Genomic DNA, 21,050 nt, shown 5'->3' on the forward strand with positions numbered 1-21,050 from the left:
TTTAATAGTTCCAAGTCACTTTTTTTGAGCTTGTGATATTATCATATTTTTAAGTTCTTCCATCGATTTAGTATATACTTGATTGAATTGCTTAATGTCGTCTATGCTCAAGCCACCCAGTTTGATCATTTCCTTCATAAAGAAGTCGTTATTACTATTCTGTAAATATCTACGTAGTGCTGCCAATATCGCCTTTAAATCTTTAGCTCTACCGGAGTCTGAACTGTAGTATTTCTTTATGAATGTAGTACTAAGTTTATAATTGCTATTATAAGAATCTAGATAACTATCGGTACAGTATCCCACTTTATGAAGAGAGGCTCTGCGTATCAAACAGGGGAAACAGTAACCACAGTTGATTGGTACTGGAGCACCATCAATTCTTCCTTGAGTTGGGTGAGAACATGAAATAGTCCTTCCTGCACCTTCCAGAAAAGGTTTTGTATCCTTAATTTCTTCTGCAATTTCTCCTTTAGTTTTATATGCGTAGAAATTCTCTATCTTATGTGGTATCCCAAGCCCATGTAATACATCATTCAATAGGTGTACGAAAAAAATATGGGTGGTTCTAGTGCTACAGCTACCTAATCTGCTCTGTGTCAACGGTATATTCAATCCAATAAATCCGTTTTCAGGAATATACATAGGAACATTGTTTCCTATTAATGACGCCGTTGCAATAGCTCCAGCTATAAAAAGTAACGATCTGCTACGACTAGTATTTTCAGTGAATCTACTTTTAAAATCATCATCAATATTATCAGGTACTTTAGGATTAGTGGAAAACACAATAATATCTGAATTTACATTATTATATGTTTGTTTTACTAATTGATAAAGTTCCAATATACGATTGTTCAATTGATTATATTCCATACAACCAACAAAACAAATATTTTTACCATCTTGTAATAATTTAATGGCTCCTGAAAACGAGTCGAGTCCACCTGAAAATAAGCAAACACCATCAAACTTGGCATTTATCAGATGATATTTTTTTCTATATTCAAGATCTCGATATCGTTCTTCTGTTTCCCTAAAAGTAAGCGTCCAGATATCACCGCTCAGAAAATTTAGAGCTTTTTCCAATTTTCCTTTTACTGATAGCCATTGATGAAGATTTAAGACGGGAACGCATAGTTCTAATTTTCGTGTCCAGTTATCTTTAGTCTCAGACCCTGTGATACTACTACTACTTCGAGGGACCCTTTTATCTGTAGCATAAACACTTGCGGCAAACACCAAAAAATCTTCATATATTGATTCAACATTTTGTTTGGAAAATCGTCTCCATATTTCTTCAAAGTTTGTCTTAAGGTTGGACTTAGGGTTTTCATCTAACATATTAAAGACTAACGCATTTGAGAAATCACTTGAAGGAACAGAATAAGTCGTCTTATTAATCCATATCTTCATTATAATCCCCCTCGATTAGCCTTAGAGAATTGAAGCAATCTTTACAGATGGATTGAATATAATCTTGTCCTTCTTTACTCAAATAATCAATCTCTAACGCATTATTTATTTCAATATCTGTCACTATTCTATTTTCAATAATGGAACTTACATCATCGATAATTCGATCATAGTCACTAGCCATTTTCTGATTTGATAATATTTTTTCTGAAAAACACACTTCAAAACTTTTAATTGCAAAATCGATAATAAAAGTTATTAAAAAAACTTCACTAGTGATATTAGCAAAATCATCAAAGGTATTAATCTCTAATCCTTCAAATGTTTCTGATAAGCTATTTCTAATTATTTGTCCATCTATTGATGAAAAATCTCTTGCAAAATAGTCAATGATCCCTTTGTAAAGTTCTACACCTTTTTTATCCAGAAGACTATCAAGCCCCAACTTTGTAGCTGTTTCCTGTAATCCATGGGTGGCGATCGAATGCAAGAAATTTATTACCCCACCGGCAACTGCACTCACATTACTATTAGACAGATGTGTTCCTGTATATGCCTCAGCAAATTTAGATATTGCTTTTTTAGCATTATCGCTACTATATGTACCACTCGACATTCTGGTTACCGCGCCCTTAGCTTGTTTCCATTCAGAATTCTTAGGTGGAATATATCCTTTAGAAGTTCCCATTAAAATCACCTCACGGTTTTCTTTGTGTCGAAATAGATGCAGCAGCATTATCCTGTTGACAAATAATTTCCATTAAGTCAGAATTAATATTTTTTTCTTGTAAAGTTTTAATAACATCTTGAAACTCATCTGGTTCTTTTCGGTACATTCCATTTAATATATTAGCTGTTACAAGTGTTAAATCTTTGTTTTTAATTTTTTTAATCAAATCTTTAATGTCTGCTCTATATTCTGGATAATGGAAATATATACTTTGCATTTTTTCAAGCATTTTAATGTCATCTCTGGATCGTTCAATTAAAGCATCAAGTATCTTTGTAAATCTAATATGAGAGTTATCTTTTAGCTCTTTAATGATCTTATTAAATAGTGCCAATTTCTTTGCTCTTAGAATTTCAGTAAATATTTTCATTTCCTCTTTGGAAAGAGAGTCTGACACACTAAAATTAATATTTAGAGATTCTCTAGTCAAATAGAAATATCGTGACAAATCTTTTTCATAAAGATTTTGAGGGTCAGATTTTAACCATCTCAAAACCCTTTCGTCGCCCCATTTCCTAAATTCCTCTGGTAATTCTTCGTCACGTATAACAATCTCGGTCAACTGTTTCAATTCACTGATATTCTCTTGTGATTTATTGGCTAAAGACCATCTGTATAAATCTTTAAACAACTTTTCATCAATATACTCTAGTGACATAAGTTTCGCCAAAATTGAATAGTTGAATTCTGGGTCTTTCTTATAGTATATCTTTGCTAAACTCTTCCTAATTAAAAAAGTATTCAAAAATCGTTTAGCTTGTCTCGGATTTCCTTTCAAAGTACAAGCCATCACATCGCTTGCTACTGATATTGTTTGAAACATATTTATAAAGCCTATTAAATCGTTACTTCTAAACTGATCTTCAGTAAAAGTTCCTAATGCTTTTTTTAAATATTCAAGATCTACTTTTGCACCACTTAAAAACAGATTATCTTCACTCAGTTTGTCAAGGAATCTATTTAGCACATCCTCTTTCATGAACAGCTCACAGATTAATAGCAATAAATAGTTTTTCAAATCTAACTCTGATAATTCTGGAATGTATATTGGCAACTGAATGATTTTTTCAATATAGTTATCAGAAAATCTGATTGTATCTTCATTTATTTTAGGGTACTTCTTTTCAACAGCATATTTTATTACTTGCGTATCAACTGCAATAATATAAGTTGTTTTCGGAACTGATAAAAATAACTTTATAGCCTCTAAGGTTTCAATTACTCTTTCAGGTGTGCATCTATCTAAATCATCGATCATAACTACCAAGTTGCCAATTTTTGATTTATCAAGTAAATCTTTAAATTCTTTTCGAAATAGCCTAATGTTTTCTACCATTGTGTCTTTTGGATCTTGCTCTTTTTCTTTCCATACCTTTTTTAAATCTTCCAATATAACAGCTCTTTTTTCTTCAGTCATATATTGCGCTGCAGTTATTGCCGCCACTGCTGGATTCATCGCACCCATGAGGAATGGTGTACCGTGTTTAAGAACAGTAGCTCCAAGTCTTATAAAGTCAATTCTTTTTACTAAAGATTTAATGTCCTCTTTTAATCCTTCAAAAGCAGGCTGATTATCTTCTAGCGTTCTGAGCAAGCTTTCCATAATCGCACTCTTGGCGTCATCATATCCTTCAAACATCCATGAATTTAGGGAGATACAAACGATTTTCTTTTTGCTGGGGTCTAGTTTGTTAATTTTATTTTCAACCAGTTTTAACAATGTGGATTTGCCAACACCCCAACTGCCAAACAATCCTACAGTAAGTGGATTCATTCTATCATTGGCTGTTATATTTGTGACCAGTTCTGCAAAGGGGTTATATGCTAATAAATCAATTTTAGATTCTCTATCAATCCACATACAGTTATCTCCTTTTTTATAGTACGCTTATATTTAAGTAACAAACTACATATTATTAACGTCGCATAATAGACATAATTATATCATAGATTCTGGTAAAACTTCTTGAAAGTCTTTTTACTTGACTAATTTCTCAGAATGCCATTAGTGCTTTCCTCGGCGAGCTATACCCCTATATGTATCAAAGGAAATCTAGTCAGGCACCTAATGCTTTCCTACTCTGTGCTGACCCGGGAGTATGCACATACCCGAAGTTCTTTTCCCCTTATTCTGCCTCCGATTCAGGGGATGGTGCGATTGTTTTTTATGACTTTATCCGCTGTTTCATGATGCTCTGCCATCCTGGTGCTTTTCTCTCAATTCCACAGCCTGTTCCATTTCGAGGCCGGATTTAAAGGTGATGATAATCTTTTCTTTGGAAAGGACCTTGACACTTTGTATCAGCCGTCTAACCAGATCGTTATCGAATTCAGTCATGGCACAGTTCACATCACCGAGGAATTTTTTCATCTCGTTGACCCTGTGGCGGTAGGTATCATGGTAGGCTTGCTGCTCTGTATACTCGTTTCTCTCTCTGAGTATTTGCTTGCGTTCCGCAGCGATTTTTTCATAAGCCTCATCAAAATCTACATTGTTGAATCTGCTTTTTGCATTTTTCTCAACCAAGGCGAGCATTTCTGTTTTCAGTTCATCCAGCCGTTTATCCATAGCCGGAATGTCCATTACCTTAGCATGCTTGCCCATGATCATTTGGAGATTGGAAGTAAGTGTGTCCATAAAACCTTCTTTGTCATCGATCAGCAGGTTGATGGCCTTCATAGTGGCATCTTGCAAGAGCGGCTCATCAATGGTCGGCGAATGCTTGCAGTATTTTTTCCCGTACTCCTGCCTGTTGTAGCAGCGCCATACGATTCGTTTCTCCGTGTAGTTCGTCCAGGTTGCACGTCTATATGGTTTGCCGCATTCTCCACACAGGACGAGGTCTGAGAGGGCATATTTTGAACTGTATTTACCATTGTCTGTTTTGGCACGTTTATCCGTGGATTTTCTGATGTTGGCCCGACGAGCCCTTTCTTCCTGCACTTGGTTCCATAATTCCTTGGAGATAATCCCTTCGTGACTTCCTTCCACATAGTATTGAGGCACGATTCCTCTGTTTCTGACTCTTGTCTTATTAATAAAATCTGTGGTATAGCTTTTTTGCAGCAGGGCATCTCCCATGTATTTTTCATTGGAAATCATACCTGCTATGGTGCTACCATACCATTTGTCCTTGCCTGTGGCTGTTTTAAAGCTATTTTCCTCCAGGTACTTCTTGATCTTCGAAAAGCTGCAGCCCTCTAAGTAAAGCCTGAATATCAATCTTACCGTTTCTGCTTCTTCCGGTACGATGACAAGCTCCCCTTCCGGGATTTTTGGTGTAGCCCAGGAATTGCGTGTGGTTCAGGTATACCTGCCCTCTTTCGAACCGGCGGACAACACCCCATCTTGTATTGGTGCTTAAGGAGCGGCTTTCTTCCTGTGCCAGACTGCCCAGGATGGTAATTAGAAGCTCGCCAGCACCATCTAGAGTGTTGATGTTTTCTTTCTCAAAAAATACGGCGATGTTCTTCTCCTTAAGCTGACGGATGTAGGTAATGCAGTCTACGGTATTGCGGGCAAATCGGCTGACGGATTTGGTCAGCACCATGTCAATCTTGCCTGCCATGCAATCTTCGATCATTCGGTTAAAATCGGTACGCTTTTTGGTGTTGGTTCCGCTGATGCCTTCGTCCGCATAGATGCCTGCGAACTTCCATTTTGGATTTGACTGTATTTCTCTGGTATAATGCTCCACCTGCATTTGATAGCTTGACTGCTGTTCTTCCAGTTCTGTACTGACACGGCAGTAGGCCGCTACTCGCAGTTTCTTTTCCTTTGCCTTTTCATTTAAATTATAAATCGGATCGGCAGGGATCACTGATACTGTTTTTGTCACTCTTGCCATGATCTATTCCTCCTTTTCCACGTAATGTATAGGTGGTATTTAGCGTGACACCGTTGGTCAGCTCGAATCGCAGTTGGCCGATCTTTTCCACCGTAATGCTCTTGATGGTGGCCTTGAATAAAGCTTCATCAAATTCTGTAATGGGTTTACGAGTTTGAAATATCGCTTTCAGCTTACTAGTTTGGTACTCAAAGTCATCTATCGTTGAGAGCCGATACTGCTCTGCAGCTTTTTTGAATAATAGCTCTGCCAGTTCCGCTGAGTCCGAGTCGCTTTTATGTAATGCGCTGGAGATTTGCAGGGTAAGCTTTTTTAATTCCGTACTCTCCTGTACTGCCTTGACTGTGGGGTGAGTCTCTATCACATCCGGTTTTTCAAGCACCCGGTTGATAATCTCTATAAAGGCGGCTTCCAGCTGATGGTCATCCACCACTCCGCTTTTGCAGCAGACCCTGTTGTCAACAATGTAGCGCTTGCATTTCCAGTTGCATTTTTTATTTTTATCATGGTGCTCGGTGTAGCGCTTAAACACGCTTCCGCATTCGCCGCAGACTACCTTGCCGCTGAAAGGGTAAGTGCTGGTGATGCCGTTGGCATAGTAATTGGTATTTCTGTTAAGCTGAGTATTCTTTTCTTCCCTGTATGCTTTTACGCTCTTAAATATTTCCGCTGTGACTATGGCAGGGTAGAAATCATTGCCGTTATATTTGCAGTTGCTTAAGATTTTTCCGATGGAACCGTGATTCCATGAGGGTTTTCCGTTAGCATTGGAAATTCCCTGTTGAGTCAGGTCTTTAGCCATCTGCAGAAGGGATATTCCTGCGATATAATCGCAGAACATTTTTCGGATCAGGTCTGCCTTTTCAGGTAGGATGGTTACGGTTCCGTCGATGATTTTATAGCCGAAGGGCATATGCCTTTGCGCCATTTAGCTCACTTCCTCTCCAATAAGCTCTGTAAGCTCCAATCCGTTTATTAAGTGGAAGGTAAGCGTTAGTTTTGACTTCACGATGATCTTTTCTACCATCAGAGAGAAGTTATTCTCATCGAAGCGCTCCATCAGGTCATCCTGCTTTTTGAGGATGGTGATCAGCTCATGGGTCCTGGTGATTTGCTCATCAAAATCTGTATAATCAAGGAGAGCACTGCGCTGTGCTTTTAATTCCGCAAGTTCTTTTACGATGAGGCTGTTTTGCTCTATAAAAAGAACAGAGTCAAGATATCCTTTCGACCTTAGTCTACTCAATACATGACTCTGTTCCGTTAGTTCCGATATTCTGCTGTTAAGTTTTTTTATCTGCGATTCATATCCTTGACTGTAATGGAGCTTTTTCAAATCTTCTGATAGTGGGATTAGTATTGGATCACAGTTGCTTTTCAGCTTATTGTATAGAATGATGAATGCTGCTTTGATGTAATCCTCTTTGATGGCTGTCATGCTGCATACTGTTCGATTTCGGATATGCTTGCTGCAGCACCACTGTTCCGTTTGGTAGGGCATGCCTTTGAATAGCTTCTGTCTTTTGAAAGTGGTTCCACAATCACCGCATATAATTTTACCGGTAAACGGGTATCGGTTATTGTACTTCCCGGTGTCGGCAACCATCTCTTTTTCTTTTCTTCGCCGGTCCATGATTTCCCTAACACGCTGGGCTTCTTCTCTTGTAATAATGGGTTCATGGCTGTCCTGTATAAAATACTTTTGTTTTTGACCCTTATTCTTTTTCCGGATGAAAGGCACTGTATCGGTGGTAAAGGTCTTTTGCATCAGCATATCACCGACATATTTTTCACTGGTCAGGATTTCCGCAACTACATTTTCTCCCCAGGCTTCTGCACCTCTTCTTGTAGAAACACCCTCCTGTGTCAGCTCCCTGGCGATGATGTAAGAACCCTTGCCGTTTAAGTAGTCACGATATATCCTGCGAACGATGACGGTTTCCCCTTCATCGATGATGATTTTACCCTCGGCGTCCTTGGTGTATCCGTAGGGAAGGCAAGAGGGATTCCATTCCCCTGTTTCGAACTTTTTCTGTATTGCCCATTTGTTGTTTTTGGAGATGGAAATGGATTCTTCCTGGGCTGTAGAACCGAGTATGGTGAGAACCAGTTCGCTGTCCACTGTCAGGGTGTTGATATTTTCCTTTTCGAAATAGATGGCAATTCCAAGCTCTTTCAGCTTTCTGACCGCTTCAATGCAGTCCTTGGTATTTCTCGCAAATCTGGAGATGGATTTGGTGATGACCCTATCCAACCTTTTGGCTTCACAGTCTTTCATCAGCCTCAGAAATTCGTCACGCTTGTCTTTGCTGGTGCCGCTGATGCCCTCATCGGCGTAAATACCCGCAAACGTCCAAGCTTCGTTGGCTTCGATCAGCTCGTTGTAGTACTCTACCTGTGTCGAAAAGGACTGTTGCTGCTCATTGTGGTCTGAGCTGACACGGCAGTATGCGCACACACGTAGTTTGGGGATCGCTTTTTTCTCTGTTTTTGGACTGATTGGGTTGATCATGGTTACCTTGGGCATACGCATCCTCCTTTCTTTTTTCAGAACAAGACGTCCTGTTAGCAACACACAGTACTACACAAAAAACACTATATCAAGTGTTTTTACATATATACCTCTACTAATTGAGGGGTGTACAAACACTGATTTATTTGGTCCACTTCCTTAAATTCCGAAAGAGTAATGAGACCCTTTTCAAGCATGGATTTAAGCAGGGAAAGCGCCATTTTGTATTTAACTTCTTTGGCTATTTGAGCTTGCGACATGGCTTTATCCTCCTTTACATCTGCATTGTGTCTATAATATGGTCAATCGCTTCATTTGGGACTATGTTTTTAATGATGCCCTCCGTGACAGAGACTGCCTCCACACCCCATCGGTTAGGCTGCGCAATGTATGCCAGGGTCGGAAGTATATCTCGCCCAAGGCAAGAAACATTTTTAATTAGTACGGCATCCATTTGTCCGGAAGCGGCTGCAGCAGAGACCTCTTTTATTCCTTCCCGGTCCATGCACCGTGCGCTTCCGGTATCATGAGCTTCTCCCACTGCCTTATAACCAAGGCTTTTTGCATGGCGTAACAGCTCATTCTTTGGGCCTCCATCAATTCAGGATCGCCGTTAGCTACCCGGTTGTAAATCCATACTCTTTTCTCGTCTTCCATAATCTCATGCCTCCTTAAATTTGGGGCTTTAAAATCACAAGGATGCAGCGGACTTTGAGTTCCGCTGCATAGTTTCTGATATCAAAGCAGTTGCGCTTGTTCTTCATTTTCAGCCTGTGCTTTATTTGACACTACTTCCCAAGCACCGGGGCAACAGCTCAAACTACCTGTAGTTAGCAGGTATCACAGGAATTCTACCTCCCCGAGAACCTCCGGGCTGCACTCTGGGACTTAACCTCGACTATGCAGGAGTATCATTGTAGGCTGTTCAGGTCCTGGCGAAGCAATCCACCACAGATTGTTTTATGGTCAAACATTTCTCGCTCATAGCCTTTGAGGCGATCGGTTTTACGGGCAATTTGTCCGCAGGCTGTTCTGGCGTGTTTACCAAGGTCGCTTTCCGTTTTGGCAGCTGAACAGTTAACGTATTTGAGCTGTCGGGTATGGACGGCTTGCACCGACATTTCTCAAAGAGCAGTGAGGGTTAAAAAAAGCCCCTCACTTCTATAGGGAAAAAAGTGAGGGGTTGAGCGGATTTTTTTTACTTTTCTATAATTTTTTCTAATTTCAGTAGAACTTTGCGTTTTCTATCGTTGATTGTTTTTTGTGGTATTCCTGTTTCTGCCGATAATTGACGCTCACTCTTACCTTTGAAAAACAGTTCATTAATCAGCATTCGCTCGTTTTCTTCTAAAAGAGTAAGACACCGCAACATCTTGGCAATCATTTCTTTCATGATGATCCTGTCCTCTATGGATTCCTGCGCAGATACAAGCAAATATTCCACTTGAATACCCTTTTCATGGCAGGCTTCAAAGGATATATTGTTTGTTTCTGCCAGTTTATCAAGATACTTTTCCCTATCTCTGCAGTGGTAGTAAGCCATATAGACTTCTTTACTCACAGCAATCCGTTTCCTTTGAACGACTAACGTGTATTTACGCTCGTGTTCTTCCATGAGCTTGTCCTCCATTTTTAGATTTTTTAATCTGAAAAATGAAGAACAAGCGGAGGAGAACGGCACCCGGTTGAATTTCCTAAGAAAGCAGAAAAGCCAAGCTTATGGTCGTTTTCCCCTAAAAATTTTCTTATTTTCTCATAGGCACTATGCTTGTTGCAGTTGATGTTTCTGCTCTTGACACCGAGCTTGTCCACTCTTTCTGCATCCTTCATGTCCAACCAGAAAGACATAAGGATGATGCCGCACTTGACCTCGTTCCAGGTATTTAACACCTGAAATAAAAGCCCGTTCCAGACACTGACATTGAATTTTGGGACCTTCAGCTGTTTATATTTAAAATTCGGTCCGTAAAAGCAAAGCTTTCCGAGGTTTCGCTCGTTAAACTGTGAAAATAAGATTTCATTTTTTAACTGGTATCGGTTGCCCTTTATCCAGTTCCTTAATTCATTTTTAAAAATTTTTTTGGAGAAATGAGAATGTTTTAGACATACCAGAAGTCGAAAATAGGAAGTTTTTGTCAATAACAAAACCGCAATTTGATTGTTACAAATTGCGGTTTTACGGTCTGTTTGAGGCATATTGAATTGTGGAAATGTTGAGAGTTGCGCATCATTCCATGAGGGTGGAACGTAATCTGGATCGGAGAAGCCAGCCTCGGCATAGATATCCTTATACCACTGTACATCAGCTATTTTAACCTTTTAATTTTTAATAATGTTACATTTTTCATTTGTCAGCACCTCGCTTACTTAAAATGAAAAACAAAAATCTTGATACTGACATCATCCATATCGCGATCATATTTTGTCGAAATGCGACCGTATTCATGTTGTTCTCACATTATTAATTGAATTCCTTAAATGAAGAGAGGACACGATAGCTATATATGCCTTATATGTAATTTCTGCGCACAAGGTCGGCATCTTGCCTCCGGCTTCCTTCATAGTCCACACACCCCTTACCTTTACCTAGCAACTGGTGCTAGCAGCCATCGTAGTGGACTTTCAGCACTAAAGTCACGAATGCCGTGCTTAAAAGACAAAAAAACCTGCCGCTAAAAGGGCAGGTTTAGACACGTAGTCTCTGCGGTAGCCAGGCTATCATAGTGCTGGTAAGCACCTTAGACCATATGGCTTTGCGTCCCTATCTTTTGACAGGTTTGCCCTTAGCGCTGATAATTTAATTGTTATTTACAACAACACAGCAATTATTTAGTGTTGAGAGGAAACACCGAAGGAATCTTTTATCCATAATAGATTGAGTTTATGAATAAATTTACTCCTTTTCGTTTATCAAGGGAGTAAATTTATCCCGGCGGGATGACCGCATGTCCAACCCGAACTGGTCTAATCTGGCCTCCCTCCGACTGACATTGTATAATTGACAAATTCAGAAAAAATCGCCTAGATACTTAGACTTGTCATCTATGCCTTCATTAATCTAGGCGAAAGAGAAGGTATGTCAGATCCTGCCTAGGGAATCCAACATACGGGATTCGCTAAGTGATAATTAACTTTGAGATTGTCTTTTTTTACTAACAAAACGTCCAATAGCAAAAGTTATTAAACCTATAACTAACACTCCTACAAACGCCGATAAAAGGTAACCAAGCGCCTGTTGCCAGAATGTTTGGTCGTATCCTGCAATGCCATAGTCTTTGAGTACTGCATGATTCCAAAAATCGCCAAATTTTTGGAATCCCTCTGGAACAAATCCAAGTTTTGACTGTATGTCATCTCCACCCCATTCGCCCCAAGCAGCTCCTGATGCCAGAAGCCCCAATGGAGTAAATACAGCAATGACCATTGCAGTTACCACAGCCTCGACCGGCCCTGCCACGATCATATGAGCAAAAAGCATTGCCGGTACAGCTACACTCAGTCCATAGGGGCTATAAAGCGCAGTCCCGTTAGCTGTATGTAAAAGAAGCGGCTGCAACCCAAACTCTATGCCTGCACAAACAGCAGCGACGCAAAGGCCGATGTATCCCCCTATAGCTGCCCCAATCCAACGGCGTTTTGACGAATACACTATTCCCAGCGATAAAACTGTAAATGGCATAGCTTAGGAACGGTAGCACAATAGCCATGTTGAATATGTTTGCACCTGAGCCAAAATGCCGCCATCACCGAAAAAGATTGCTTGAATCACTAAAGCGATAGCAACCCCAATCGCAGCGGTCCAAGGACCAAAGAGGATAGCTAATAATGACCCACCCACCGCATGTGCCGTTGTTCCGTCAGGAATAGGGACATTAAACATCATAAGCGTGAAGGAAAAGGCATTTTTGTGGTTAGGTATTTTTATTGAAGCCCCCCTTTCAAACAAACAAACAAAAAACCACGAAGCAGACTCTAATGAGTCAAACCTCCATGGTTTTTGCAAACACCTTCATGGTCTTGCTCTGCAATATCATTTTTCTACAACCCTTCGTGAATTCCTGCCAAATATTTCCTCGTAAAATAAAATATATTCTTCTCACCTAGGGATCACGAAAGTGCTGTATAATTTAATTTATATGCCTTTTACCCCGAGTTTGGCGACAGTTTCTTCCAGCACAAAGTCAACCACCTCTTCAAATCCTGCTTCTTCCTAGATACTATTTTATTTCTGTGCTACTGCAGCTCCACGCCACATAATTTAAAGCAATTTCAAAATCTAAAAAATATTAAAAACCTCATAAAAAAATTAAAATGGAGAAGGGATTAACACTTCTGTGTAGAATACATTGCCATAGCCAAATATTAATTATAAACAAAAAGACCATGGAGGTCTTGACTAGACATTAAGTCTGGTCATTTTTTCTCTCCATGGTCTTCTTTGTTTTACTAAGGAGGTGATTATAGGCATATGAACCCATGCCAGATATCTTTCCATAGTTTGTAATGTAATGAATTCCATGTTCCAAAATGCTTTCAAAATCTCCCTGCATCTTACGTGCGAAAATGTCAACTCATAATCCCTAAGGAAGTTTGGGTTGGAAAACCCGCCAATTTGATGGGCTATGGCATGAATATATCCTACCCCGGCGTTATTAAAGGACATTCCGGCCATGAATTCAGCGTACATCTTTTTCTCTCTGGCTTCTGTGTCGTTGCCGTTGGCAGCGGCTTTTCTTAAATAGTTAAAAACCAGCTTAATGGCTACCAGAGCCAGGGCGTCCGTAACGGGCGTGGCTTTAAAAGAAACATAAGCTTCAATGGCATTGGTCAACACGTCAATACCTGAAGAAATCGTTACTTCCCTGGGCATGGTAGTCATTAAGGAAGGGTCGTTGACCGTTAAGGTAGCGAGCGTCTACGAGTCCACGATGTTCATTTTACCTTCCGTGATTTATCAGAGATAATATCAAAAATCGCCACTTCTGCGCCGGAGCCGGAAGTAGTATTTATGATGACCCAGGGGAGGGTAGCCTTGGGAACCTTGTTTAATCTCTCATAATCAGCAATTTTGCCTCCGTTTGCCGCCAACAGGGCTATGCTTCGCGCAATCATGATTGGTGCCCCCGCCTACCGAGATTATAAAGTCAAAATCTTTTCTGAGAAGATTGCCCTTTTTGAGGTGGTCTAAACCATTTTCGACAAATGAAATAGTCGGGTTGGGATGTTCTACTCCGTCAAAAATGCTGTAGGTTATAACGGCATCCTTCAAAATCAGTTCTACTTTTCCCACATGACCTAAATTGACCAAGTTTTTATCGGTAACAATGAGTGCTTTTTTGTATCCTTTGGCGTGTAATTCTTGGCCAAAATTATTCAGGCATCCTGTTCCCATGAGGTTAATGCTGGGCATGTAAAAATAGGTTGGTTTTTACATGAAAACTAATCCTCCTTTATTTTCAACTAAGGCCTGTAGACGGGTGGTCTAATTAAATAATCCTTGATTTTACCGTATTCGAGATACTCATCATATATCTTCATTTCTTCACCCATAAAAGACATGAACAAATCCCTGAGTTTCGGCGAAGTACTGTGAATAAAGGCCATGGTATGAACCGGTAAAAAGGCCTGAATGCCTCTTAGTATCCGTCTGTAAATCTGCCTGTCCGATATCAGCTCGGAATTTACCGTCTTTTGGGTTTGTTTTGGTGGCCTGAGAGGTAAAGGAATGCCATAGTTCAAAAGCTCTTTTTCTAATAACTTGATATGCTTAGTAAGAGTCTTGTTACCAGAATTAAGGACTAACTTTAAATCATCATCTTTAACGAAGCTGTTTAAAAGATTGGTAACATATATGACGTTATATCTCTGCATCAAATGATTCCAGAGATGGTAAACCTCGCTTACATTTATGGTTCTTTGTTTATCCCTGAGAGACTTGTCCATTTCAAAGATTTTTCCAATATACTTAAATATCTTCATGATATCAACCTCGAATTTTTTTTAATTTTATGGACGATAGACAGGCGGTTGATTTAAAAAGCCTTTTAATTTACCGTATTCAACCAGCATTTCCTGTAATTCCATAGTCAAGAGTAAGTGATTTTTTAAGCCTTTTCTGACATCAGGGGTGGTACTTTGCATAAAGCCGATGCCAAGAATAGGAAAAAATGCGGCAATAACTTCATAGAACATTTGAAAAATGTCCCTGTCTCTAACAGCCTCTATATGAACTGTCGAACTTACGTCTTCCGGCGGCCTCATGGGAAAAGGCAAATCGTAATCGCGCATTAATGCTTCCATATCATCAATTCCTATGACAAGGCCTTCTTTGACCTTATTTTTAATTATTGTTAAATCATTATCTTCAATCATATGTTCAAAAATCTGGATGGTTTCCAAGGCATCCAACTTGGTGACTAAAACATCCCAAATATAAAAAACTTCTACTACATTAATAATTCTTTGTTTTTCCCTGGCTGACTTACCGATATCAGCTACTTTTTGCAATTTATCCATTAAATCTACTATTTTTAACACCCCCTTTTGTTTCTCGCTTTCTTATAATTTCCTGAATCTTACTCTATTATACTTTTAGTAATAAAATGTATCCGGATTAGCGAATACATCACCTAACAACGCTGGAAACGGCTCCGCGGTCCTCTGTGCTCTCTGTTGTCGCTGCGTTTTCTTTTTGCATTCTTTGTGGGCAGTAATTCTACGATAAATTATAAGAAGCAGGCATAAACCTGCTCCTGGCTTCGCTTGCTAACACCCTTCAGTCTTAAAATCCTTGATCAGCTTATTCAGTGCGCGTTTTTCAATTCTTGAGACATAGGACCTTTTGAGAATAGGTTCACATAAACTATAGCCGTGGCACTGCCAAAAATAGAGTGACCGATAAAGGCACTTATATTAGAAAAAGTATCTTTTGGGGCTGAAGCTGTAGTAAACGGGATATTATGATAAATCAACCCATACAGAAATATCCAGGATAACAATCCAACTTTTAATAATATAGTTTTTGCCCTCTCCACTCTAACAATAATCCAGAAAGGGCAGGCATAAAACGCCTGTTGAATATTACGGTTTTAGAACAAACCTGATTGCGAACAAAGGGCAACTTTAAGTTGACGGGCTTTGGCTGGGTCCAGTCCATCTGCTAGTAACGGTGACAAAAGTTGTACCCTCCCGGCGGCAATCTCTTCCGCTTTCTTCTGATCTTTCATTGCTAACGCCTCCATTTCGTGGGATTAGCATGATTCTATCTCAGATGAAGGTGGACATGAATGCAGAACGGGTATGTCTCCAACGGTGAGAATTCGCGATCGGTTGGACAGTTCTACTCATCCATCCGTCTGCGGTACCGACAAACTGTCCAAGGAGTTGGAGTGCGGACTGTGGTCGATCGGACGAGTTCTCCACAGAAAGGTTGAAACGAATCGAGATAGACTGTAAGCAGCCTTGGGCGTAGACTACCCACATGAAAAACCAGAGTTTCCAACGTGAGAGGGTTGATTCATCCACTGCAATGTCTCTACGTGGTGGTTCGTTTAAAACACCCTCGATGATTTCCGCATCATAGCGTTTGTAAGGAACGAGCATGTCCGGCAATTCATGGTGAATCTTGAAACATGACTCACAGCGTAGTCTACGAATGATAAGTATTAATCTTCCTCCAGAACTTTGATACCATAACCGATGACGACTGCCTATGACGATTAAGAGTTTTTCACAACAAGGGCAAGGTACGCTTTCCGCACTCCTAACAAAAAACGCCAGTCTTATCTTTCTTCTCAACTAGCGAATAATTTGATACAATGATCATGTTGTTAATGGGAAGACGTCTCTAGTGATGCTGTTGTAGCAGTACCACATCTAACTAGAGGCGTCTTTCTCCTTTCTTCAAGGATATAACGTCATGGTCATTATATTCGTCAACTTAGGGACAGGCAAGACCGTCAGCTTTCGGACTTTTTAATTCAGCGTTAACACTTTTGCCTTTTCTATCATTTTATATTTCACTTGCAGTTTCGTCTTCTGATCAGTATAGATCTACACTTTTTTATCTTGAACATACTTAAGCGCAATTCTTCAAGTTCAGACACATTATTCCTCCCAACTGGTTCAGGGATTAATATGCCAGAACAATTTGATCACCCGAACATTTGCGCCTGGGTGATCTAAAAATAAGTACTATACAAATAATATACTCCTGCGATTCCACCTGGGATTGCACACGCTATAATGTATGCGACTATCGTTGGTTTGATTAGATCCTTCCACACACTATACCCAGCCATATACGTTTCTCACCTCTGCGTATATCCTTCCCTAACCCATACGTCTCTTATTCGGATACCATTTGGATATAAAAAAGGACCCCACCGTTACCGATGCGAGCCAATGAGTAGGACGAGCAAATTTACAAAGGATATTATGCCTGCGACCCGGGTTTTTATGCTACTCGTATAGACAAATGCCTCTCTTCAGCCATTTCTGCTAATAGACTATATTAATGGAATCAGCAGAACGGAGGTTAAGTAATGTTTAACCTTAATGCGCTCGATGAACAATGTCCAAAGTGTAACGGTAAGGGTGGGATTAAAAACGCCACGTGGTATCATAACTGGTCCATACGAAACTTTAAGTTTCAAATTTTGATGGCTAAGGATAAATTAATTTAAATATAAATAAGGTTCCACCTCAACCCGATCCATTCTCTTTTTTTTGCAGGAATTGTCATGGCAGGGGTAAAACTTACAGCAGAGGGGGAACTGCTTATGGAGTTTGTGAGGTTTTGGCTGAATCCGTATTATTAACTTATTTTTATATACATCTTTTCCAAGCTATATAAAACTCGTTAATTTAATAGGTCTAATTTTTCGCTTATACTTACCACTCTCGGATCCGTAAGTTCTTTATCAGTTGCAATTTTTTGCATTTGTATTCTCAATTCTTCAATTTGTTCACGGACCATGAGTTTCACCTTGAAACATCTTCTTTCTGTAAACATATAGGTTGGATATTCTAATATAATACCATAGTAACATCAACCGTATAAAAGGTAATGGTATTGTCGAAATATGTTAAAAGAGTATGGTCCCCGCATCGCGCCTGGGCCTTACTCTTTTATCTAATCTTATACAAATACCATTTGGGTATAAAAGAGGCCCCCACCGTTTTTGGGTGAGAGCGAAGCTAAAGGGGAGATGTGTCTTATGAATTATCATGCCCGGGATTTGGTTTATTATACGAGGGAGTGAATAGACAAAACATACCAGCTTACAGACTCACTACTTGGATATAATAGGATTAGAATGGTAGATGAGGCTTCTTGAAGAAATACAGCCACACCAACTTACAAGAAGTTATTTGTTCCATTTTATGTAACCAAAAGGGGGAGAGTTTAACGGGCTCCCCTTTCTACATCTTATACAAAAATCAATTGCACGTACTCAACTCAAACTCGATCTCGAACGGCCTTAAGTCTCCATTGATCTCGGTGCTGGATGAATTTACAAATAAGATATAAGACAAACTGAAAAAAAATAATGATAATTAATGCGGAGAAGGACAATTGGATAGAAATATATTAAAAGCATCAGAGAATTTTGAGATAATAGGAAAACACTTGACATAAAAGGAGGTCACTTTGTTGAAATTAACGTTTCCACACATGGGAAACCTTTGGATTATGGCACAAACGCTCTTTGAATCGGTCAACATAGATGTTGTTGTGCCTCCAGAAAACAGCAAGCGTACCATTACGCTTGGTACCAAATTTTCACCTGAATCCGCTTGCCTCCCTCTTAAACTTAACCTGGGTAACTTTATTGAGGCGGCGGAAAAGGGCGCTGATACGATTGCAATGACCGGAGGAAACGGGCCTTGTCGTTTCGGCTATTACGGAGAAGTTGAACGTCAAATTCTCAAGGATGCAGGATACCCTTATGATGTGGTGATTCTTGAACCGCCGGATGGAAGTTTTCTTGGATTAGCTCAGCGCATCCGCTATTTGGTAGGCAAAAAAGTTTCTTGGGCTAAAATTCTTCAGGCAATGCGATTCGCCTATCAAAAAATTATTGCTTTGGATCAAATTGAAGATATGATCCATGCAGCGCGACCACGATTAGCTCAAGAAGCAGAGAAATTATACGTCGAAGCAAAAAGACGAATGGCCCAAACGATGAGTTATACAGGAGTACAAGAAGTGGTCCGTTGGCTTAAAGAAAGTATTGGTGAACGGCAATTAAGTCATCAGAATACTGATTCGGATGAATCTATCGGAGAACCTCTACGTATTGGCATAGTAGGAGAAATTTATACTGTTCTCGATCCGTTTAGTTCTGCAGATGTTGAACAGCAGCTTGGTCAATTGGGCGTTCACGTCGACCGCTCGATTTATTTATCCGGGTGGGTAGGAGAAAACGTATTCCGAGGGTTAATTAATGGGTACCGCTCCATGAATTCTTACCATAAGCTAGCCAAGCCCTATTTGAACCATTTCGTGGGAGGACATGGTCAAGAAAGTGTAGGGGCTGCCGTAAAGTTTGCCCAGGAAGGGTTTGATGGGGTTATTCAGCTATTCCCTCTTACCTGCATGCCTGAAATAGTAGCTTCTGAGGTTTTACCTAGAGTTCAGAACGATTATCAAATTCCGATTATGAAATTAATCATGGATGAACATACTGGACATACAGGGGTACAGACGCGACTGGAAGCGTTTGTAGATTTGTTAGAACGATCACGCATAAATAAATCGAGAAACATAACCAGTGAAGAAGTAATAAACTTAGCTGGAAAATAAATATGTTTACCTCAACAAAAGGGGTCTACTCTTCATCCCGATAAAGATCAACATAAAGGTTGCCATTAGTAGCCAGCACAGCAAAAGCAACATCCTCTGTGTTTTTAATTCCCTTTTTATTGAGTTCTTGATAGAGCCACTCATGGTTTAAGCCACTTTGTATGAGATTTTTTCCAATTATTTTACCATCCAAGATTACCTCGGTTGCAAGTCCTTCATAACTGGTTGACAAATTTAGATCTTGGGGAGTTAATGGCCTAAATTGTGATTTTAGCTGAACGCTCAATTTCCCGCTTGGCTCAAGAATAGAAAATTCAACTTGATCTATATCAAAAATTTTTTCCTGTCTGAGTTGCTGAACTAAATAATCAAAAGAATAGTTTAACCCAGCCATATTATTTTCTAGGATCTTTCCATTTTTAATTAAAATAGTGGGTTCGCCAGCTAGAACTCTACGAAGTGGCTCGTATTTTAGAGAAAAATATGCGACTAACACGATAATTAGTGTTGTAACTGTTATGGAAAGAATAAAATTTAAGATACCTATCTTAAGATTAAAGGCTAGGTTACCTGCAATAGTCCCAAGTGTTACTCCTGCTACATAATCAAAATAAGTAAGGTGCGCTAGACTTCTTTTTGTTAAAAATTTGGTGGCTGCAAGAAGTAGTATCAGTGCTAAAACTACTCTTAATATTATGGTAAAAGGCTCAAACAAAGGAAATCACCTCCATTGGAAGTCCTCAGGGGAAAATTATTTCAATTTACATTTTAGAGCTCTATTGGCTTAGTATGCTCTCTATATGTTTCTAAGGATCCTTAGTTAGGTTATCATTACATCTTATACAAATACCATTTAGGTACAAAAGAAGCCCCCACCGCGTTCCCGATGAGAGCAATGAGGAGGAATAAAGGCCCTGAGGGATATTGTACCCGGGATTTGGTTAATCATACGATAATTATGGAATGAAAAGCGAGAATAACCATAAAGCCCTGGCAGACGTGGCTCTTTTGATTACACATGGTAGAATTGTTTGTAGATGAAGGTATTTCTTGCAACAGAGGGGCTATCCAATTACGCTATTACTTTTAAATGGGCGTAAAGTTTTTTGGATACTCACAATAAAAAGTAAACTATTTAAGTCTCTTTATTATTGGTACTTAAAAACTTTAACTTTATTGTATTGCTACTAAGGGCATCCCGACGACAACGTTTGGGCATTTCTTAAATCGAATGCGCAAAGGGGAACTTAAAAAAATATTAATCATCGCAACCGGTGCCCTATTATCACCCATGTCTTTTCAGCAGAAAGAAAGTATTCCATCGGTTGCTCATGCGGTAAGTATCGAACTATAAGGAGCTGTCACAATGGAAAAATTTCTATGGGCTTTTTTGGTTGGAGGAGCTATATGTGTCATCGGACAATTATTATTAGATGGTCTTAAAGCCGGGCAACAGCCCACTTGTATGCATGATAAATCAACTTTATGATTTGTGCGGCGGTTATGCTCCCTCTCTAAGGACATTTAGGTCTTAATGTGAGCTCTTTCATTACAGTATCGTGAGTCTCATTAATTACCCGTTCCTTGATCTCCCCTGCCCTACGGGCTACATAACCATTAATTGGAAGTGCTGCTCCTTGGATGATATAACGCCCTCCAACTCGTCATTATTCCATAGTGGGTTAGCCCCATTGAACCGAGATTGACGGAAGGCTTATCCAACCGTCTTCAAGACCT

The 21,050-nt window shown here is 39.6% G+C and carries 23 protein-coding genes, 3 pseudogenes and 1 riboswitch; of the genes and pseudogenes, 4 read left to right on the forward strand and 22 right to left on the reverse strand.

The genetic code is table 11. The features are described from left to right. Positions 1–15: 15 nt before the first annotated feature. From qatC to UF75_RS27305, 20 genes and pseudogenes are all read right to left on the reverse strand, one after another. On the reverse strand, positions 16–1,416 hold the full coding sequence (gene qatC, locus UF75_RS16450; RefSeq protein WP_052693353.1) for a Qat anti-phage system QueC-like protein QatC: 1,401 nt from the start codon (positions 1,414–1,416) through the stop codon (positions 16–18). Continuing rightward, positions 1,400–2,104, reverse strand: a complete 705-nt coding sequence (locus UF75_RS16455; RefSeq protein WP_045575678.1) for a hypothetical protein — start codon at positions 2,102–2,104, stop codon at positions 1,400–1,402. Before UF75_RS16455 ends, qatC begins: the two co-directional genes overlap by 17 nt. Before the next feature lie 10 nt (positions 2,105–2,114). Continuing rightward, entirely contained in the window at positions 2,115–4,007 is a 1,893-nt protein-coding gene (locus tag UF75_RS16460; protein ID WP_045575679.1) for a P-loop NTPase fold protein, read from the reverse strand. A gap of 324 nt (positions 4,008–4,331) precedes the next feature. Then, complete coding sequence (locus tag UF75_RS31060) at positions 4,332–5,369, reverse strand: recombinase family protein (protein WP_348983064.1); 1,038 nt, start codon at positions 5,367–5,369, stop codon at positions 4,332–4,334. Then, positions 5,302–5,994, reverse strand: a complete 693-nt coding sequence (locus UF75_RS31065) for a recombinase family protein (RefSeq protein WP_348983065.1) — start codon at positions 5,992–5,994, stop codon at positions 5,302–5,304. Before UF75_RS31065 ends, UF75_RS31060 begins: the two co-directional genes overlap by 68 nt. After that, a complete protein-coding gene (locus tag UF75_RS16470; protein WP_052693355.1) occupies positions 5,942–6,922 on the reverse strand; it encodes a recombinase family protein in 981 nt (326 codons plus the stop codon). The genes UF75_RS31065 and UF75_RS16470 overlap by 53 nt, the downstream gene beginning before the upstream one ends. After that, the gene (locus UF75_RS16475; RefSeq protein ID WP_045575680.1) at positions 6,923–8,521 is read right to left on the reverse strand and encodes a recombinase family protein; all 1,599 of its coding nucleotides are present in this window, start codon (positions 8,519–8,521) and stop codon (positions 6,923–6,925) included. 83 nt (positions 8,522–8,604) lie between these two features. Continuing rightward, positions 8,605–8,766 (reverse strand): SHOCT domain-containing protein, encoded by a 162-nt coding sequence (locus tag UF75_RS29205; protein ID WP_197079441.1) that lies wholly within the window; start codon positions 8,764–8,766, stop codon positions 8,605–8,607. Positions 8,767–8,780: 14 nt separating this feature from the next. Further along, positions 8,781–9,047 (reverse strand): recombinase family protein, encoded by a 267-nt coding sequence (locus tag UF75_RS16480; protein ID WP_242860276.1) that lies wholly within the window; start codon positions 9,045–9,047, stop codon positions 8,781–8,783. Beyond that, complete coding sequence (locus UF75_RS30190; protein ID WP_242860277.1) at positions 8,993–9,163, reverse strand: hypothetical protein; 171 nt, start codon at positions 9,161–9,163, stop codon at positions 8,993–8,995. The genes UF75_RS16480 and UF75_RS30190 overlap by 55 nt, the downstream gene beginning before the upstream one ends. A 254-nt stretch (positions 9,164–9,417) precedes the next feature. Continuing rightward, a complete protein-coding gene (locus tag UF75_RS16485) occupies positions 9,418–9,627 on the reverse strand; it encodes a hypothetical protein (RefSeq protein WP_045575682.1) in 210 nt (69 codons plus the stop codon). A 77-nt stretch (positions 9,628–9,704) separates the two neighbouring features. After that, positions 9,705–10,121, reverse strand: a complete 417-nt coding sequence (locus UF75_RS16490; RefSeq protein ID WP_045575683.1) for a sigma-70 family RNA polymerase sigma factor — start codon at positions 10,119–10,121, stop codon at positions 9,705–9,707. Between the two features lie 26 nt (positions 10,122–10,147). Continuing rightward, the gene (locus UF75_RS28375) at positions 10,148–10,396 is read right to left on the reverse strand and encodes a hypothetical protein (protein WP_197079442.1); all 249 of its coding nucleotides are present in this window, start codon (positions 10,394–10,396) and stop codon (positions 10,148–10,150) included. A gap of 812 nt (positions 10,397–11,208) precedes the next feature. After that, a riboswitch (cyclic di-GMP riboswitch) is annotated at positions 11,209–11,298 on the reverse strand. Between the two features lie 335 nt (positions 11,299–11,633). Beyond that, positions 11,634–12,509, reverse strand: a pseudogene (locus UF75_RS31070) (energy-coupling factor ABC transporter permease). A 393-nt stretch (positions 12,510–12,902) separates the two neighbouring features. Then, a pseudogene (locus tag UF75_RS29210) lies at positions 12,903–13,406 on the reverse strand (iron-containing alcohol dehydrogenase); the annotation flags it as partial. A gap of 159 nt (positions 13,407–13,565) precedes the next feature. Beyond that, on the reverse strand, positions 13,566–13,916 hold the full coding sequence (locus tag UF75_RS29220; protein WP_052693362.1) for an iron-containing alcohol dehydrogenase: 351 nt from the start codon (positions 13,914–13,916) through the stop codon (positions 13,566–13,568). A gap of 50 nt (positions 13,917–13,966) precedes the next feature. Further along, the gene (locus UF75_RS16510) at positions 13,967–14,485 is read right to left on the reverse strand and encodes a DUF3231 family protein (protein ID WP_045575685.1); all 519 of its coding nucleotides are present in this window, start codon (positions 14,483–14,485) and stop codon (positions 13,967–13,969) included. Between the two features lie 27 nt (positions 14,486–14,512). Continuing rightward, positions 14,513–15,022, reverse strand: a complete 510-nt coding sequence (locus tag UF75_RS16515) for a DUF3231 family protein (RefSeq protein ID WP_045575686.1) — start codon at positions 15,020–15,022, stop codon at positions 14,513–14,515. Positions 15,023–15,594: 572 nt separating this feature from the next. Next, positions 15,595–15,732 (reverse strand): hypothetical protein, encoded by a 138-nt coding sequence (locus UF75_RS28385; protein ID WP_156146484.1) that lies wholly within the window; start codon positions 15,730–15,732, stop codon positions 15,595–15,597. 40 nt (positions 15,733–15,772) lie between these two features. After that, positions 15,773–16,303: a DUF6431 domain-containing protein gene (locus UF75_RS27305; RefSeq protein ID WP_242860278.1), complete on the reverse strand. Its 531-nt coding sequence runs from the start codon at positions 16,301–16,303 to the stop codon at positions 15,773–15,775. Positions 16,304–17,049: 746 nt separating this feature from the next. Between UF75_RS27305 and UF75_RS30205 the strand changes: the two genes are divergently transcribed. Beyond that, positions 17,050–17,190, forward strand: a complete 141-nt coding sequence (locus tag UF75_RS30205) for a hypothetical protein (protein WP_242860279.1) — start codon at positions 17,050–17,052, stop codon at positions 17,188–17,190. Positions 17,191–17,366: 176 nt separating this feature from the next. Here UF75_RS30205 and UF75_RS31075 read toward each other — a convergent pair whose 3' ends face one another. Continuing rightward, positions 17,367–17,519 carry an aspartyl-phosphate phosphatase Spo0E family protein gene (locus UF75_RS31075; protein WP_348983066.1) on the reverse strand — a complete coding sequence of 51 codons (153 nt, stop codon included), beginning with the start codon at positions 17,517–17,519 and terminating at the stop codon, positions 17,367–17,369. A gap of 642 nt (positions 17,520–18,161) precedes the next feature. On the opposite strand from UF75_RS31075, the gene UF75_RS16525 reads away from it, so the two are divergent. After that, positions 18,162–19,313, forward strand: coding sequence for an acyl-CoA dehydratase activase-related protein (locus tag UF75_RS16525; RefSeq protein ID WP_045575687.1), 1,152 nt, complete (start codon positions 18,162–18,164; stop codon positions 19,311–19,313). 25 nt (positions 19,314–19,338) lie between these two features. Here UF75_RS16525 and UF75_RS16530 read toward each other — a convergent pair whose 3' ends face one another. Next, positions 19,339–20,028, reverse strand: coding sequence for a DUF421 domain-containing protein (locus UF75_RS16530; RefSeq protein ID WP_045575688.1), 690 nt, complete (start codon positions 20,026–20,028; stop codon positions 19,339–19,341). A gap of 486 nt (positions 20,029–20,514) precedes the next feature. Between UF75_RS16530 and UF75_RS27315 the strand changes: the two are divergent. Together UF75_RS27315 and UF75_RS30215 are read left to right on the forward strand one after the other, a co-directional pair. Next, positions 20,515–20,667: pseudogene (locus UF75_RS27315) on the forward strand (stage V sporulation protein AD); the annotation flags it as partial. A gap of 12 nt (positions 20,668–20,679) precedes the next feature. Continuing rightward, entirely contained in the window at positions 20,680–20,802 is a 123-nt protein-coding gene (locus tag UF75_RS30215) for a SpoVA/SpoVAEb family sporulation membrane protein (RefSeq protein ID WP_242860280.1), read from the forward strand. Positions 20,803–21,050 lie beyond the last annotated feature (248 nt).

Origin of the sequence: Desulfosporosinus sp. I2 (assembly GCF_000960765.1) — a bacterium.
Lineage (GTDB): Bacteria > Bacillota > Desulfitobacteriia > Desulfitobacteriales > Desulfitobacteriaceae > Desulfosporosinus.

Excerpts from the sequence above, each read along its gene's own strand:
- qatC (WP_052693353.1), bottom strand. The coding sequence starts at position 1,416 with ATGAAGATATGGATTAATAAGACGACTTATTCTGTTCCTTCAAGTGAT.
- UF75_RS16455 (WP_045575678.1), bottom strand. The coding sequence starts at position 2,104 with ATGGGAACTTCTAAAGGATATATTCCACCTAAGAATTCTGAATGGAAA.
- UF75_RS16460 (WP_045575679.1), bottom strand. The coding sequence starts at position 4,007 with ATGTGGATTGATAGAGAATCTAAAATTGATTTATTAGCATATAACCCC.
- UF75_RS31065 (WP_348983065.1), bottom strand. The coding sequence starts at position 5,994 with ATGGCAAGAGTGACAAAAACAGTATCAGTGATCCCTGCCGATCCGATT.
- UF75_RS16470 (WP_052693355.1), bottom strand. The coding sequence starts at position 6,922 with ATGGCGCAAAGGCATATGCCCTTCGGCTATAAAATCATCGACGGAACC.
- UF75_RS16475 (WP_045575680.1), bottom strand. The coding sequence starts at position 8,521 with ATGCCCAAGGTAACCATGATCAACCCAATCAGTCCAAAAACAGAGAAA.
- UF75_RS29205 (WP_197079441.1), bottom strand. The coding sequence starts at position 8,766 with ATGTCGCAAGCTCAAATAGCCAAAGAAGTTAAATACAAAATGGCGCTT.
- UF75_RS30190 (WP_242860277.1), bottom strand. The coding sequence starts at position 9,163 with ATGGAAGACGAGAAAAGAGTATGGATTTACAACCGGGTAGCTAACGGC.
- UF75_RS16485 (WP_045575682.1), bottom strand. The coding sequence starts at position 9,627 with ATGTCGGTGCAAGCCGTCCATACCCGACAGCTCAAATACGTTAACTGT.
- UF75_RS16490 (WP_045575683.1), bottom strand. The coding sequence starts at position 10,121 with ATGGAAGAACACGAGCGTAAATACACGTTAGTCGTTCAAAGGAAACGG.
- UF75_RS29220 (WP_052693362.1), bottom strand. The coding sequence starts at position 13,916 with ATGCCCAGCATTAACCTCATGGGAACAGGATGCCTGAATAATTTTGGC.
- UF75_RS16510 (WP_045575685.1), bottom strand. The coding sequence starts at position 14,485 with ATGAAGATATTTAAGTATATTGGAAAAATCTTTGAAATGGACAAGTCT.
- UF75_RS16515 (WP_045575686.1), bottom strand. The coding sequence starts at position 15,022 with ATGGATAAATTGCAAAAAGTAGCTGATATCGGTAAGTCAGCCAGGGAA.
- UF75_RS28385 (WP_156146484.1), bottom strand. The coding sequence starts at position 15,732 with ATGAAAGATCAGAAGAAAGCGGAAGAGATTGCCGCCGGGAGGGTACAA.
- UF75_RS30205 (WP_242860279.1), top strand. The coding sequence starts at position 17,050 with ATGTTTAACCTTAATGCGCTCGATGAACAATGTCCAAAGTGTAACGGT.
- UF75_RS31075 (WP_348983066.1), bottom strand. The coding sequence starts at position 17,519 with ATGTTTACAGAAAGAAGATGTTTCAAGGTGAAACTCATGGTCCGTGAA.
- UF75_RS30215 (WP_242860280.1), top strand. The coding sequence starts at position 20,680 with ATGGAAAAATTTCTATGGGCTTTTTTGGTTGGAGGAGCTATATGTGTC.